The 14,932-nt window shown below is 68.0% G+C and carries 11 protein-coding genes and 1 pseudogene; 11 read left to right on the forward strand and 1 reads right to left on the reverse strand.

Annotated features, from left to right (window positions below):
• Positions 1 to 912: 912 nt before the first annotated feature.
• From leuS to FA89_RS09325, 9 genes are all read left to right on the forward strand, one after another.
• Positions 913 to 3,660 carry a leucine--tRNA ligase gene (gene leuS / locus FA89_RS09285; protein ID WP_036140262.1) on the forward strand — a complete coding sequence of 916 codons (2,748 nt, stop codon included), beginning with the start codon at positions 913 to 915 and terminating at the stop codon, positions 3,658 to 3,660.
• Positions 3,661 to 3,662: 2 nt separating this feature from the next.
• The gene (locus FA89_RS09290; protein WP_036140265.1) at positions 3,663 to 4,244 is read left to right on the forward strand and encodes an LPS-assembly lipoprotein LptE; all 582 of its coding nucleotides are present in this window, start codon (positions 3,663 to 3,665) and stop codon (positions 4,242 to 4,244) included.
• A 60-nt stretch (positions 4,245 to 4,304) separates the two neighbouring features.
• The gene (gene holA / locus FA89_RS09295; protein WP_185754504.1) at positions 4,305 to 5,267 is read left to right on the forward strand and encodes a DNA polymerase III subunit delta; all 963 of its coding nucleotides are present in this window, start codon (positions 4,305 to 4,307) and stop codon (positions 5,265 to 5,267) included.
• A gap of 5 nt (positions 5,268 to 5,272) precedes the next feature.
• Positions 5,273 to 5,932 carry a nicotinate-nucleotide adenylyltransferase gene (nadD, locus tag FA89_RS09300; RefSeq protein ID WP_051938651.1) on the forward strand — a complete coding sequence of 220 codons (660 nt, stop codon included), beginning with the start codon at positions 5,273 to 5,275 and terminating at the stop codon, positions 5,930 to 5,932.
• 88 nt (positions 5,933 to 6,020) lie between these two features.
• Positions 6,021 to 6,407, forward strand: coding sequence for a ribosome silencing factor (rsfS, locus tag FA89_RS09305; protein WP_081916412.1), 387 nt, complete (start codon positions 6,021 to 6,023; stop codon positions 6,405 to 6,407).
• 7 nt (positions 6,408 to 6,414) lie between these two features.
• On the forward strand, positions 6,415 to 6,885 hold the full coding sequence (gene rlmH / locus FA89_RS09310; RefSeq protein ID WP_036140272.1) for a 23S rRNA (pseudouridine(1915)-N(3))-methyltransferase RlmH: 471 nt from the start codon (positions 6,415 to 6,417) through the stop codon (positions 6,883 to 6,885).
• A 10-nt stretch (positions 6,886 to 6,895) separates the two neighbouring features.
• Positions 6,896 to 7,453 carry a Maf family protein gene (locus FA89_RS09315; protein WP_036140274.1) on the forward strand — a complete coding sequence of 186 codons (558 nt, stop codon included), beginning with the start codon at positions 6,896 to 6,898 and terminating at the stop codon, positions 7,451 to 7,453.
• A 55-nt stretch (positions 7,454 to 7,508) separates the two neighbouring features.
• On the forward strand, positions 7,509 to 8,993 hold the full coding sequence (gene rng / locus FA89_RS09320; RefSeq protein WP_036140276.1) for a ribonuclease G: 1,485 nt from the start codon (positions 7,509 to 7,511) through the stop codon (positions 8,991 to 8,993).
• Positions 8,994 to 9,023: 30 nt separating this feature from the next.
• Positions 9,024 to 12,881 carry a YhdP family protein gene (locus FA89_RS09325; protein ID WP_051938652.1) on the forward strand — a complete coding sequence of 1,286 codons (3,858 nt, stop codon included), beginning with the start codon at positions 9,024 to 9,026 and terminating at the stop codon, positions 12,879 to 12,881.
• An 88-nt stretch (positions 12,882 to 12,969) separates the two neighbouring features.
• On the opposite strand, the gene FA89_RS09330 is transcribed toward FA89_RS09325, so the two are convergent.
• The gene (locus FA89_RS09330; protein WP_036140279.1) at positions 12,970 to 14,166 is read right to left on the reverse strand and encodes a sterol desaturase family protein; all 1,197 of its coding nucleotides are present in this window, start codon (positions 14,164 to 14,166) and stop codon (positions 12,970 to 12,972) included.
• A gap of 166 nt (positions 14,167 to 14,332) precedes the next feature.
• Here FA89_RS09330 and FA89_RS09335 point away from each other — a divergent pair, with 166 nt between their 5' ends.
• Together FA89_RS09335 and FA89_RS20865 are read left to right on the forward strand one after the other, a co-directional pair.
• Positions 14,333 to 14,611 (forward strand): type II toxin-antitoxin system RelE/ParE family toxin, encoded by a 279-nt coding sequence (locus FA89_RS09335; RefSeq protein WP_036140280.1) that lies wholly within the window; start codon positions 14,333 to 14,335, stop codon positions 14,609 to 14,611.
• 12 nt (positions 14,612 to 14,623) lie between these two features.
• Positions 14,624 to 14,875, forward strand: a pseudogene (locus FA89_RS20865) (HigA family addiction module antitoxin); the annotation flags it as partial.
• Positions 14,876 to 14,932: the final 57 nt, after the last annotated feature.

Consider the following 14,932-nt stretch of genomic DNA (forward strand, 5'->3'; position numbering starts at 1 on the left):
CTCGAACAAGAGCCGGCGGGTAGCCCCCTCGGGGCCACGCCTGCGGCGACCCGCTAAGGAAGGGCCGCTCCGCGGCCGTGTACCTGATTCGCGCACATCGTGCGCTCCTACCCGCGCCACATCCGGGTCGGGCTTCGCCCGGGGATTTTCGATTCGCCATCCATGGCTCAGCGAAAATGGCCGGCCGTCCTGGCCGGCCCCGCTTCGCGGCCTTTTCCGTTCGAAGCCCTCGCCTTCGGCTACCGGCCCCGAGGGGGCTACCCGCCGGCTCTTTCCCAAGACTGAGGCAGGTTGTTACGCGAGCGACCGCAGACGTGAAGGGTAGGGCGTCGCCGCTTTGCTGGCTTTTCGCCCACATCGTGGGCTCCTACCCCAGGGGTAGGGCAGCCCGTGGCATATCCAATGCGTGATCCGCCAGCTGGGTAGGAGCGCACGCACGTGCGCGAACCCTCGACACGCCTAAGGCGACTGATGCCATGCAAAGCAGACAAGCGAGCGTTCCCAGCTACGAAGCGAAGCCTGGCTCTGCGCTCTTCCCACACGCACCCTCAGTCGTCGAAAGAGCCGGCGGGTGCCACCCTCGTGGCCGGTAGCCGCAGGCGAGGGATTCGAACGGACAAGGCCGCGCAGCGGAGCCGGCCAGGACGGCCGGCCGTTTCCGCTGAGCCATGGATGGCGAATCGGAAACCCCCGTGCGAAGCCCGACCCGCCCCGTAGGGGAATAGATACACGGCCGCGCCAGCGGCCCTTCCTTGACGGGTCGCCGCAGGCGTGGCCCCGAGGGTGGCACCCGCCGGCTCTTGCTCCAAGCCCAGCTTTTTGCCTTCAAACCCCGCATTAAGCTAGTCTCCCGCGATTGAGCGCCGCGCTTTTCCCGCGCGGCCACCCGAGCAACTACCGGTAGCGAACACCATGCAGGACACCCCCGACCAGGGCGCGCGGGAGCAGGGCGGTTACGCCCCGGCCGCCGTCGAAAGCAGCGCGCAGCGCTTCTGGAACGACACCCGTGCCTTCGAGGTCACCGAAGACTCGGACAAGCCCAAGTATTACTGCCTGTCGATGCTGCCGTACCCGTCCGGTGCCCTGCACATGGGCCATGTCCGCAACTACACCATCGGCGATGTCATCAGCCGCTTCCAGCGCCAGCAGGGCCGCAACGTGTTGCAGCCGATGGGCTGGGATGCCTTCGGCCTGCCCGCCGAGAACGCCGCGATCAAGAACAACACCGCGCCGGCGAAGTGGACCTACAAGAACATCGAGCACATGCGCGAGCAGTTCAAGCGCATGGGCTTTGCGTACGACTGGACCCGCGAGGTCACCACCTGCCGTCCCGAGTACTACCGCTGGGAACAGCAGATGTTCACCCGGCTGATGAAGAAGGGCCTGGTGTACCGCAAGAACAGCGTCGTCAACTGGGACCCGGTCGACCAGACGGTGCTGGCCAACGAGCAGGTGATCGACGGCAAGGGCTGGCGCTCCGGCGCCACCGTGGAAAAACGCGAGATCCCGCAGTGGTTCCTCAAGATCACCGCCTATGCGCAGGAGCTGCTGGACGGCCTGGACACGTTGCCGGGCTGGCCCGACGCGGTCAAGACGATGCAGCGCAACTGGCTGGGCCGGTCCGAAGGCCTGGAGATCACCTTCGACGTGGACGGCCAGGCCGAGCCGCTGACGGTGTTCACGACGCGGCCGGACACCCTGATGGGTGTGTCGTACGTGGCGGTGGCGGCCGAGCATCCCATCGCCACGCGTGCCGCGGCGGACAACCCCGGCCTGGCCGACTTCATCGCCAGCTGCCGGTCCGGCGGTGTGTCCGAGGCGGAGCTGGAGACGCAGGAGAAGCGCGGGTATTACACGGGTATCGATGCCGTGCATCCGCTCACCGGTGAAAAGGTGCCGGTGTGGGTCGCCAACTTCGTGCTGATGGGCTACGGCACCGGCGCGGTGATGGCCGTGCCGGGCCACGACGAGCGCGACTGGGAGTTCGCCCAGAAGTATTCCCTGCCCATCCACATGGTGGTGGTCGATCGCGGCGTGGTGGATGCCGTGGCCGAACTGAAGCGCGACCTGGCGGCCGACGGCACCGACACCGTGCAGAACGCGCTGGACGGCGGCTCGTCGGATGCGTACCAGGTGTCCGCCGCGGTGGAGACGATCAAGACGTTCGAGACCAACATCCAGACGGCCGGTGCGTACACGGAGCACGGCACGCTCATCAACTCCGGTGAATTCGATGGGCTGGACTTCGCGGCGGCGTTCGACGCCATCGCGGCGAAGCTGGCCGCGACCGGCCATGGCGAGCGCCGGGTCAACTGGCGCATCCGTGACTGGGGCGTCAGCCGCCAGCGCTACTGGGGCTGCCCGATTCCGGTGATTTACTGCCCGAGTTGCGGTGCGGTGCCGGTGCCGGAAGACCAGCTTCCCGTGGTGCTGCCCGAGGACGTCGCGTTCTCCGGCGTGCAGTCGCCGATCAAGGCCGACCCGACCTGGCGGCAGACCACCTGCCCGACCTGCGGCGGCCCGGCCGAGCGGGAGACGGACACCTTCGATACGTTCATGGAGTCCAGCTGGTACTACGCGCGCTACACGAGCCCCGGCGCCGAGGCACAGGTGGACGAGCGCGCCGATTACTGGACGCCGGTGGACCAGTACATCGGTGGCGTCGAGCACGCCATCCTGCACCTGCTGTACTTCCGCTTCTATCACAAGCTGATGCGCGACGAGGGCCTGGTGCACAGCGACGAGCCGGCCACCAACCTGCTCTGCCAGGGCATGGTCATCGCCGAGACCTATTTCCGCAAGGAAGACGAAGGCCACCTGACCTGGTTCAATCCGGCGGATGTCGACGTGCAGCGTGACGAGCGCGCGCGCATCACCGGCGCCGTGCTGCGCAGCGACGGGTTGCCGGTCGAGATCGGCGGCGTCGAGAAGATGGCCAAGTCCAAGAACAACGGCGTGGACCCGCAGTCCATGGTGGACAAGTACGGCGCGGATACGGTGCGCCTGTTCTCCATGTTCGCCGCACCGCCGGACCAGTCGCTGGAATGGAACGAGGCGGGTGTGGAGGGCATGGCCCGCTTCCTGCGGCGCCTGTGGCGTGACGTCACGGCCCATGTCGAGTCCGCCGCGGTGGCCCAGGGCGATGGCGCGGCCGCCGAGGCCTCGCGCAGGACGCTGCGCCGCCAGCTGCACGAGACGATCCAGAAGGTCACCGACGATATCGGTCGCCGCCAGTCCTTCAACACGGCCATCGCTGCGCTGATGGAGCTGCTCAACGCGCTCGGCCGGTTCGACGATGCCAGCGCCGCCGGCTCGGTGCTGCGCCAGGAGGCCTTCACCGCCATCGTCCAGCTGATCAACCCGTTCACGCCGCATCTGTCCCATGCGCTATGGCAGGTGCTGGGCCAGGGCGAGACGCTGGTGGAGGATGCCGGCTGGCCGGCGGTCGATCCCGCGGCGCTGGTTCGCGACTCGCTGACCTACGCAGTGCAGGTGAACGGCAAACTTCGCGCTACCATCGAGGTGCCGGCCGCGGCATCGAAGGAAGATGCCGAGGCCATGGCCCGGGCCGAGCCCGCCGTGGCCCGGTTGCTGGAAGGGCAGACCGTGCGCAAGGTGATCGTCGTGCCCGGCAAGATCGTCAACATCGTCGCAGGATAACCATGAGCCCGACCCCGCTCCGTTCGCTCCGTGTCGCCGCCCTCGTTGCCGTCGTGGGGCTGGTCAGCGCCTGTGGCTTCCATCTGCGCCAGTCCGCGGCGCTGCCGCCGGGCATGCAGAAGATCCACCTGACCGTCGCCGGGGGTGGCCGCCTCGAGCGTGAGCTGTCGCGCGCGCTGACCAACGCCGATGTGACGGTGGTAGACCACGCTTCCGTGGATGCCGCCGAACTGGCGATCACCTCGAACAACTTCCGTACGGATTCGCTGACCGTCAGCGGCACCGCGCGCGTCACTGAATACGCCGTGCGCTACCACGTCGATTTCAACGCGAAGGCCGGCGACGGCAGCCTCATCATCGCGCCGCAGAGCGTCGATATGTCGCGCGAGTTCAGTTACGACGCCCAGAACACGATCGGCACCGCCAGCCAGACCGAAGAGCTGCAGCGCAGCCTGGTCGGCGACATGGTGCAGGCCATCCTGTTCCGCCTCGAAGCAGCGACGGTGCACCCGGCCGCGGCGGCTGCGGCGGCCGCTGCCGCCACGCCGTCCGCGCCCGCGCCCGCCTCGTCGACCGCGCACTGAGCGGATAACGCCGTGCCGTTCAATCCGGGCCAGTGGCAGAAGCACCTCGCGGGCGACCGCATGGCGCCGGTGTACCTGCTGGCCGGCGAGGAACTGCTGGTGCTGGAAGCCGCCGATGCCGTACGGGCCATGGCCCGGCGGCTGGGTTTCAGCGAGCGCGAGGTGCTGGAAGCGGACAGCCGTTTCGACTGGGACGACCTGGCGCGATCCTCGGCCGGCCTGTCGCTGTTCGCCACGCAGCGCCTGCTCGACCTGCGCCTGGCGGGCGGGCGTGCCGGCAAGGACGGCAGCGCGGCGATCACCGAGTTCGTCGGCAACCCGCCGCCGGATACCACGCTGCTGATCACCGCCACCGAGTGGAGCACCAAGCACGAGGCGGTCTGGACCAAGGCAGTGGATCGCGGCGGTATCCAGGTGGTCTTCAACGCGCCGCGCCCGCACGAATGGACGCAGTGGGTCGGCCAGAGGCTGGCGTCCCGCGGGGTCAAGACCAGTCCCGATGCCGTGGCGATGCTGGCCGAGCGGGTCGAGGGCAACCTGCTGGCGGCCGCCCAGGAAATCGACAAGCTGGTGGTCCTCGCGGGCGACCAGCGTCTGGATGCCGCGACGCTGGAAGGCCTGGTCGCCGACAGCGCCCGCTTCGACGCCTTCAAGCTGACCGACGCCGCGTTCGCGGGCGAGGGCGGCCGTGCCCTGCGCATACTGGCCGGCTTGCATGCCGAGGGCGACGAGCTGATCGCCCTGATGGGCTGGCTGGTCAACCAGCTGCAGCTGGCACTGCGCCTGGCCAACGCGCGCGATTTCGCGGCGCAGGCGAAGGTGGAGCGGCTATGGCCCGCGCGCGAACAACTCTTCCGCAAGGCCCTGCGCCGCGCGCCGCGCGAGCACTGGATGGCCTGCCTGGCCCGGGCCGCCCGCATCGACCGCATGGCCAAGGGCCGCGAGCAGGGCAATCCGTGGCTGGAGGCCGAGCGGCTGATCGCCGCCATCGCCGAGCCCCGCGCGGCGGCTGCCTTCGCGTGAGCGACATGCGTCCGCTCGCCATCCTCGGCGGCACCTTCGACCCGATCCACCACGGCCACCTGCGTGCCGCGTGGGAAGCCGCCGAAGCCCTCGACGCCGAGGTCCGGCTGGTGCCCGCGCGTACGCCGCCGCACCGGCCGCCGCCGGTGGCCGATGCGGCCGGCCGGGTCGCCCTGCTGCGCGCCGCGCTGGCCGGGCAGGACCGGCTCCGGATCGACACCCGCGAACTGGACCGCGACGGCCCTTCGTACAGCATCGACACACTGGCGTCGCTGCGTGCCGAGATCGGCCCCGCGCGTCCGCTGGTGCTGCTGGTGGGGGCGGACGCCTTCGCCGGGCTGGCGTCCTGGCAGCGCTGGCGCGACCTGTTCACGCTGGCCCACGTGGGCGTGCTGAACCGCCCCGGGGTCAGCCACGCCCCCTCGGCGGAGCTGGCCGACTTCATCGCCGGGCGCCGCGGTACCCGTCCGCAGGGGCCGGCCGGCGGCGTGCTGGACATCGCCATCACCCCGCTGGACATCGCTGCCACGGCCATCCGCGAGGTCTTTGCCGCCGGCCACGAGCCACGCTTCCTGATGCCCGCGACCTGCTTCGATCCTCCGGAGCTGCTGGCGCCGTACCGTGCGCTGGCGGACGCCGCGTCCCCGCCCCGGGCCGCCCGCTGAAAGCTGCCGAGGCATTTGACGCGTCCCCGGGCGGGCGGGGGTATACTTCGCCCAACGCCGGCATTCCGCCGTACGAGGTTTTCGTATCTTGAGTTCGTCCGCATCCCGCAAGGCCAAGCCCGCCATCAGCAACGAGCACCTCCGCCAGCGCGTGGTCGCGGCCCTCGAAGACCTCAAGGCCAAAGACGTTCGCGAAATCGACGTTCGCGGCAAGACCTCCATCGCCGATATCCTCTTCATCGCGTCGGGCACCTCCGCCCGGCACGTCAAGTCCATTGCCGACGAAGTCATCAAGTTCGCCAAGGAAGCGGGCGTGATGCCGCTGGGCGTCGAAGGCCAGACCGAAGCCGAATGGGTGCTGGTCGACCTGGGTGACATCATCGTCCACGTCATGATGCCGCGCATCCGCGAGTTCTACGGCCTGGAGCGCCTGTGGACGGTCGGCGACGACGGCTTCGAAGCCGCCCACGCCTGATCCGCCCATGCGGGCGCGCCTCATCGCCGTCGGCGAGCGCATGCCGGCCTGGGTGGCGGAAGGTTTTGCCGAATACCGCAAGCGGCTGTCCCACGAGCTGCCCCTTGAACTGATCGAGATCAAGCCCGGCACGCGCGGCAAGGGCCGCGACGACGTGCGCGCGACCCTCGACGAAGGCGCCGCCATCCTCGCCGCCTTGCCGCGCGACATCCACGTCGTGGCGCTGGACGGGCGCGGCAAGGCGTGGTCCAGCGAAGACCTGGGCCAGCAACTGGAACAATGGCGCATGGGCGGGCGCGATCTCGCCTTCCTGATCGGCGGCCCCGACGGCCATGCGCCGGACGTGCTGGCGCGCGCGGACCAACGCTGGTCGCTCGGCCCGCTCACGCTGCCGCACATGCTGGTGCGCCTCGTGCTCGCGGAGCAGCTCTACCGCGCCACCACGCTGGTGGCCGGGCATCCCTACCATCGCGCCTGAAGGAACCGCCGTGCTCTACCTGGCCTCGCAATCGCCGCGCCGTCGCGAACTCCTCGGCCAGATCGGCGAGGCGCACCGCACCCTCGATGTGGATGTCGAGGAGATCCGCGCCGCCGGCGAATCGCCCGACGAGTATGTCTCGCGCGTGGCGCGGGACAAGGCGCATGCCGGGTTTGCGCTGGTCGCGGCCGAACCGGATGCGCGCGTGCTCGGCGCCGATACCGAAGTGGTGCAGGGCGACGAGGTGTTCGGCAAGCCGCGGGATGCCGTCGACGCGGTGGCCATGCTGAGGCGTCTTTCGGGAAACGAGCACCGCGTGATCTCCGCCGTATGGCTCGTGGAGGCAGGCGAGCAACGCAGGGTGGTGTCGGTATCGACCGTGCGCTTCGCGTCGCTCTCCGATCACGACATAGCGTCCTACATCGATACCGGCGAGTGCTTCGGCAAGGCCGGCGCGTATGCGATCCAGGGCCGCGCCGCGGCCTTCGTCGCGCACCTTTCCGGTAGTTACACCGGCGTGATGGGACTGCCCCTGTTCGAAACCTCCCGGCTTCTTCGCGGTCCGTGACAGTCGCGGGACGCGCGGGATATAAAGCGGGATGACTCATGGAAAAGGGCACGCAGTGAGCGAGGAAATCCTGATTAATGTCACGCCGCGTGAGACGCGCGTGGCCGTCGTCGAGAACGGCATGTTGCAGGAAGTCCACGTTGAGCGTGCCAGCCGGCGCGGTTACGTGGGCAACGTGTACAAGGGCCGCGTGCAACGCGTCATGCCGGGCATGCAGGCCGTGTTCGTCGAGATCGGTCTCGATCGCGCAGCGTTCCTGCACGCGTCGGACATCGTTCGCCCGGCGCTTCCGCCCACCGATGCCCCCGACGGCAAGTCCGGCGGCCACGGCCCTGTCCCGCCCATCAGCGAACTGGTCCACGAGGGCCAGGAAATCGTCGTGCAGGTGGTCAAGGACCCGATCGGCAGCAAGGGTGCGCGACTGTCCACGCACTTGTCCATCCCGTCGCGTTACCTCGTGCTGCTGCCGCACTCGCGCACCCTGGGGGTGTCCGTGCGCATCGAGGAGGAAAGCGAGCGCCAGCGCCTGAAGGACATCATCCTGCCGCTGATCGGCGAGAACCACCTCGGCTACATCGTGCGCACCAACGCCGAGGGCCAGTCCGAGGAATCCCTGGCCTTCGACGTCACCTACCTGAGCAAGGTGTGGCGGGTGGTGCAGGAAAACATCCAGAAGGCCCGCGTGGGCGAGCGGGTCTATGAGGAACTGTCACTGCCGCTGCGGTCGCTGCGCGATTCGCTCAACGACGGCATCGAGAAAGTTCGCGTCGATTCACGCGAGACCTACGAGAAAACGGTCAAATTCGTGGCCAAGTTCATGCCGGTGCTGTCCGACCGCATCGAGCACTACGCGGGCGAACGGCCGATCTTCGATCTCTACGGCGTGGAGGACGAGATCCAGCGCGCCCTGCGCAAGGAGGTACCGTTGAAATCCGGCGGCTACCTGATCGTCGACCAGACCGAAGCCATGACCACGATCGATGTGAACACCGGTGGCTACCTCGGCAGCCGCAACCTCGAGGAAACCGTGTACCGCACCAACCTCGAGGCGGCACAGGCCGCGTCGCGCCAGCTGCGCCTGCGCAACCTCGGCGGCATCATCATCATCGACTTCATCGACATGATCGACGACGAGCACAAGCGGCAGGTGTTGCGCATGCTCGAGAAGGGCCTGCTGAAGGACCACGCGAAAACCACGGTCTATCCGATGTCCGCGCTGGGCCTGGTGGAAATGACGCGCAAGCGCACCACCGAAAGCCTGGAGCGCCAGCTGTGTGAGCCGTGCCCGTCGTGCAGCGGTCGCGGCACGCTGAAAACCGCCGAGACGGTGATCTACGAGATCTTCCGTGAAATCACCCGTGCCGTGCGCCAGTTCAACGCGCAGAAGCTGCTGGTGATGGCCAGCCCGAAGGTGGTCGGCCGCATCCTCGAGGAAGAATCCACGGCGGTGGCCGAGCTGGAAGAATTCATCGCCAAGAGCATCCGCTTCCAGGCGGAAGAACACTATTCGCAGGAACAGTTCGATGTCGTTCTCCTCTAAGCCCGGCGTGCGTCGCCGGCACGTCGGCCGGTGAGTTCCGGCTGGCGCCATCGCCTGAGACGCCTGCGGTTCTTCCTCATCGGTCTGGTCGCGAGCGTGCTCATCGCGCTCGCGTTGCTCATGGCGCTGGGGCAGTTGCTGCTGCCACTGGCTGCCCGATACCCCGATCGCGTGGCGTCGTTGCTGAGCGACGCCCTGCACCGGCCCGTGCGTTTCGCCTCGCTGGAAGGATTCTGGCAGCCGTCCGGGCCGTTGTTCGTGATGCGCGACGTCACGGTGGTGCCCACCGAGGGCGGTCAGCCCGTGCACCTGCCGCAGGCGGCGGTGAAGCTGGACTTCGGTGCGCTGGTGCTGCCCTCGCGACACCTGCTCAACCTCCGCCTGAGCGACCTTCGCCTGGGCCTGCGCCGCGCACCCGACGGCCGCTGGAGCATCGACGGCCTTCCCGGCGACGGCGGTCGGCGCACGGTGTCGCTCGGCAACCTGGCGGCCGATCTGTGGGTGACCAACCTGCGCCTGGATATCGACGACGAGACCACCCAGCGGCACTACGGCCTGGTGGTGGATCGGCTGCGCGCCAGCCTGCAGGACAACGCGATACGCCTGGGCGGCAACCTCCGCCGCGAAAACGTCCCCACGGTGCTTACCGCGGCGGGCCGCTTCGCGCTGGACGGTTCCAGCGGCCGTGTCTACGTGCACGGCGCCGCTGTCGATTTCGCCGCGCTCACCGGCGATTTCACGGCCGGCGGCTATGCACTGGCCTCCGGCAAGGGCGCGTTCGAAACCTGGCTGGACTGGAGCGATGCCCGCGTGGTGCGGATGACCTCGCGGCTGGATCTCGACGGCCTGGGGGTGCGCGGTCCGGAGCGCACCGTGAAAACGGCCGGCCTGCACGGGATCGCCCGTCTCCGGCGTACCGCCGAGGGCCAGCGGATCGATTGGGCCGCCCGCGACGGCGGCGATATCGCCCTGCTGCTGCGCGCGGTGGGCGACACCACCGACGGCACGCTGGTGGGACGCCAGGTCGATCTGGCGCCCCTGTTGCCCTGGGCCGGCCTGCTCCCGCGGATGTCGCCGGCCCTGTCGCGCTGGCTCGCCGAAGGCCACCCGCGTGGCCGCTTCGACGACCTGCGCGCCGACTGGAACTCAGCCACCGGCATGGCGTTAGTGCGTGCGGACTTCTCCGGCCTTGGCATCGACGCCAGCGGCACGCTGCCGGGCCTGTCGTCGCTCAAGGGCGAGGTGCTGGGCGATGCGGAGGCGCTGTCGCTCAGCCTGCCCACGCAGGCGACGACGATCGATGCGACGGGAATGTTCCGCAAGCCGTTCGTGCTGTCGTCGCTGAGTGGCGACATCGTCGTCTACCCGCAGGACGGCGACTGGCACATCGGCGTCGATCCGCTCGATGTGCGCGGCGAGGACTTCACCGGCCAGGTGCGTGGCGAGTACGTCCTGCCTGCGGCCGACACCGGCCCGTTCCTGGACATGTACGTGGCGATGGGCGGGGGCGACATCTCGGCGGCCAAGCTGTTCTGGCCGATCCACGGCATGTCCGAGGGCTCGCAGAACTGGCTGAATCGCGCCATCGTCTCGGGTCACATCCAGAGCGGTGCAGCGCTGGTGCGCGGTAATTTGCGCGATTTTCCGTTCCGTAACCACGAGGGCCGTTTCGAGGGCCGCGCGGTCATCGACGACACGGTGCTCGATTACGGCACGGGCTGGCCGCGCGCGGAAGGTATCGCCGCCGTCGCCAGCTTCGTCGACAACAGCATGTCGATCGAGGCCAGCGAGGGCCATTCGCTGGGCAACGCCGTCAGCTCCGCGTCCGCGACCATCGACGACTTCGCCGAGGGTGTGCTTAACCTGAAGGTGAACGGTGCGGGCACCGGTGCCAGCTACCTGGACCTGGTCAAGAACAGCCCGGTCGGCACGAGCAGTCGCGACACGCTGGATAAGATCAAACTGGGCGGCACGGGTGAGTTCGGTTTCAGCCTGATGCTGCCGTTGAAGGACACGAAAAGTTTCACGCTGGACGGTACGGCCACACTGAAGGACGCCGACCTGGTGGCCGACGACTGGAAGCTGCGCCTGGATGGCATCACCGGGCCGATGCGTTTCGATGGCAAGGGGTTCACCGCCAGGGGCCTGACTACCCGGTTCCAGGGGCAACCGGCCAGCCTCGACCTGGCCATCGCCGGGGGCACGGGCGATCCTGCAAAGATCGTCACGGCATCGGTCACGGGTGCGTTCACGCTGGACGAGATGTTGCGGCCGTACGACACCCTCAAGTGGCTGGCCGACATCGGCAAGGGGCGCGGCACGTTCCGCATCGGTTTCGACCTGAGCCGCACGGGGCAGGGCGACGCGACGGCGCAGGCGCTCACCGTGGATTCGGACCTGCGCGGCGTCGAGCTGCTGCTGCCGACGCCGGTGAAGAAGCCGGCCGCCTTGGCGCAGCCGCTGTCTGTCCGTGTGGGCCTGCCGGTCGACGGCGCACGCCTGGACTTGGCGCTGGGTGACATCGTCCGCGGCCGCCTGCGGCTACCGACGAACACGGTGCCCCTTGCGGCTGCCTTCAACCTGGGCAGCGTCGCGCCCGCTGCGCTGCCCGCGCAGGGTTACCTCATCGGCGGTCATGCCGCCAGGCTGGACGTCTCCGGCTGGGTGCAATACGTGGTCGGCCTGTCCACGGGAGGCGGCAGCGGGCCGGGCCTGAGCGCGCTCGACCTCGTGGCGGACGATGCGGAGGTGTTCGGCCAGCATTTCGCCGGTCTGCACATCATGGCCAACCCCGGCCCGCAGGCGCTGTCGCTAAAGGTGGACGGCGAAGGTCTTGCCGGCGAGCTCACCGTGCCCAACGACGAGATGCGCCGCCGCGGCATCACCGCGCGCATGGACCGGATCTGGTGGCCATCGGCCGACGATGCCGCCGACGCAGCGAAGAAAGGCAAGACCGCGGCGGGCGCCGCGACGACGGTGGCCTCCACCGCCGCCAAGGCGCAGGACGCGAAGGACGGCGCCGCTGCCGGCGGCAAACCCGCCAACACGAACGAGGCGGGCGTGGCGCCGGCCAGCCTGCCGCCGATGCACCTGCAGGTCAGCGACATGCGGCTGGGCAAGGCGAAGCTGGGCGAGGCGCGGCTGGAAACCTGGCCGACCGACGACGGCATGCACATCGACCAGTTGCGCGCGCAGTCCAAGAACGTGCAGATTACCGCGTCGGGCGACTGGACCGGCGACGAGACGCGCAGCCGCACCCACCTCGCCATGGATTTCGCCTCGGAAGACGTGGCGCGCATGTTCGACGCCCTGGGCTTTGCCGGCATCCTGCAGGGTGGGCGCACGTCGGCCCGGCTCGATGCCACGTGGCCCGGCGGCCCGTCGGCCCTCGCACTGGCGAATATGGACGGTACCCTGAAGGTGGACGTCGCCAAGGGCCGCATCCTCGAGGTGCAGCCTGGCGTGGGCCGCCTGTTCGGCCTGGTCTCGGTGACCGACCTGCCGCGACGCATGGCGCTGGACTTCGGCGACGTGCTCGGCAAGGGCTTCGCCTTCGACTCCATTACCGGCGATTTCCGTTTCGCCGATGGCAACGCCAGCACCGACAACCTCGCCATCCGCGGCCCGGCCGCCGATATCACCATCACCGGCCGCGCCGGACTCAAGGCCCGCGACTACGACCAGGAAGTGCTCGTGGTACCGCATCTCGGCAACAGCCTGCCGGTGGTCGGCGCCCTGGCCGGCGGCCCGGTCGGCGCCGCCGCCGGGCTGGCGGTGCAGGGCCTGCTCGGCCGCGGCCTCAACCAGGCCGCGCGCAAGCGTTACCACGTCACCGGCAGCTGGGACAAACCCGTGTTCACCCCCATCGAAAAGGGCGAAACCCCCTGACCTACATCAACAGCCCCCGTAGGAGCGCACGATGTGCGCGATACGCATGGGCGCGACACAGGTGCGCGCGCCACACGCGGCCCCATTCCTAAGGCTTCTGCCGCCGAAACGGAAACATCTGCTGCCGCACGAACCCTTCCGGCATGTAATCGCCCACCACGCCGTACTTCTCGGGAAACCGCTTCGTCGACTTCACCGCGGTGCCGAACAGATAATCGATGAACGCGTAGTGCGCCGCGTAGTTCCTGTCGATCGCCTCGTCGTCGGAAGCGTGGTGCCAGTGGTGGAAGTCGGGCGTCACGATCACGTACTTCAACGGCCCCCACGGCAGGTGCACGTTGGCATGGTTGAACACGGCCTGGAAGCCGACGACGAGGATGTACGCGTTCATCACCGCCTCGCTGAATCCCAGCACGTAGAGCGGCGCCAGTACGCAGACGCGAGTGAACAGCAACTCCAGCATGTGCTGGCGAGATCCGGCCAGCCAGTCCATCGTCTTCACGCTGTGGTGCACCGCGTGGAAACGCCAGAGGAACGGCACCTCGTGGTAAGCGCGATGCGTGGCGTACTGGGCCAGGTCGGCCACCAGCACACACAGCAGCAGCTGCGGCACAAAGTGGATGCCGGCCACCATGCGCTGGAAGTCGCTTCCCGTCAGCCAGCCGAACCCGTGGTGGATCAGGAAGTTCACCACCAGCAGCGCCAGACCCACCAGGAAGTGGTTCACGGCGAAGTGCTTCATGTCGGTCTGCCACTCGAAGCGGAACACCGACTGCCCGCGATACAGCGGAAACAGCTTCTCGATCACCACGAACAGCAGCGTGGAGCCGAGCAGGTCGAGGATGAACCAGTCCAGGCCGATATACGGCGTGTGGTCGGGAAACGCACCGACCGGCACACGCGAGCCGCCGAGTGCCACGGCCGCGATGACCAGCACGAAGGCGGCGATGTTGAGGTTGCGCCGCCGGCCCAGGATCACGTTGGCCAGCGACAGCCCGCCCGCGATCAGCAGGGCGCCCAGCAGCGCCTGGCGCAGCACGTCCACCGAATACCGGTGCCGCAGGTCCGGCGTGGTCAGGTACTGCGGGAAGTGGAAGGCGATGACCGCCAGCAGCCCGAGAAAACCGAGCGACAGCGCGATCGCGGTGCTGACCATGGCCTTGCGCGGGTCGAGGTGGCCGCTGCTATGCAACAGATCGCGTGTTTCGTCGACCACGGCTTCCGCGCGACGGACAGGCTCCGCCGCGACACGACGGACGAAGGCCCGTTTCTTTCCCCTGCTCATGGAGGCTCCGTTCCGGTGAGTTTGTGTGGGCATCCTAGCATTCGAACGGGCTTGGGCCGGCCGTTGCGGGTCAATCGCTTACCTTAAGACCTGGGCGCCACCGGCATACGTTTAGACGCCTTGTGAATAGTATCGCTGTTCGTTACTATCGAGCGACGTTACTAACATGATCATGTCGTTCGGCGACGCTGCGACCCGCGAGCTTTTTTTCGAGGGGCAAAGCCGGAAGTGGGGACATATAGCCAAACCATCCATGCGTAGGCTGGCGATGCTCCATCGGGCCGAGTCGATCGAGGAACTGAGAATTCCTCCCTCCAACCGCCTAAAGCCCCTGCACGGTGACTACTCGGGATGGCACAGCATCCGGATCAACGACCAGTACCGGATCTGCTTTATCTGGCGCGACGGACATGCGCACGGCGTCATCATCGTCGACTATCACTGACAGGAACCCACGATGCGCGACATTCCCTATCCTCATCCGGGCGAGATACTGCTCGAGGAGTTCCTCAAGCCCATGGGTATCTCGCAGTATCGCCTGGCCAAGGCGATCGGTGTTCCCGCCCCACGTATCGGCGAGATCGTCGCCGGACGGCGATCCATCACGGCCGACACCGGATTACGGCTGTCGCGTTATTTCGGCATGTCGGACTGGTTCTGGACCGGATTGCAAGCCGACTACGACCGGGAAATGACGCGGGACGCCCTGGCTCATGTCCTCGATGCCATCGTTCCCTGGGAGCAGACGAGCAAGGCAGGCCCCACC

The sequence above is a fragment of the Luteibacter sp. 9135 genome (genome assembly GCF_000745005.1).
In the GTDB taxonomy this organism is placed as follows: domain Bacteria; phylum Pseudomonadota; class Gammaproteobacteria; order Xanthomonadales; family Rhodanobacteraceae; genus Luteibacter.

What these genes read in the sequence shown, in the direction of transcription:
- leuS (WP_036140262.1), top strand. Translation starts at nt 913, where the DNA reads ATGCAGGACACCCCCGACCAGGGCGCGCGGGAGCAGGGCGGTTACGCC.
- FA89_RS09290 (WP_036140265.1), top strand. Translation starts at nt 3,663, where the DNA reads ATGAGCCCGACCCCGCTCCGTTCGCTCCGTGTCGCCGCCCTCGTTGCC.
- holA (WP_185754504.1), top strand. Translation starts at nt 4,305, where the DNA reads ATGGCGCCGGTGTACCTGCTGGCCGGCGAGGAACTGCTGGTGCTGGAA.
- nadD (WP_051938651.1), top strand. Translation starts at nt 5,273, where the DNA reads ATGCGTCCGCTCGCCATCCTCGGCGGCACCTTCGACCCGATCCACCAC.
- rlmH (WP_036140272.1), top strand. Translation starts at nt 6,415, where the DNA reads ATGCGGGCGCGCCTCATCGCCGTCGGCGAGCGCATGCCGGCCTGGGTG.
- FA89_RS09330 (WP_036140279.1), bottom strand. Translation starts at nt 14,166, where the DNA reads ATGAGCAGGGGAAAGAAACGGGCCTTCGTCCGTCGTGTCGCGGCGGAG.
- FA89_RS09335 (WP_036140280.1), top strand. Translation starts at nt 14,333, where the DNA reads ATGATCATGTCGTTCGGCGACGCTGCGACCCGCGAGCTTTTTTTCGAG.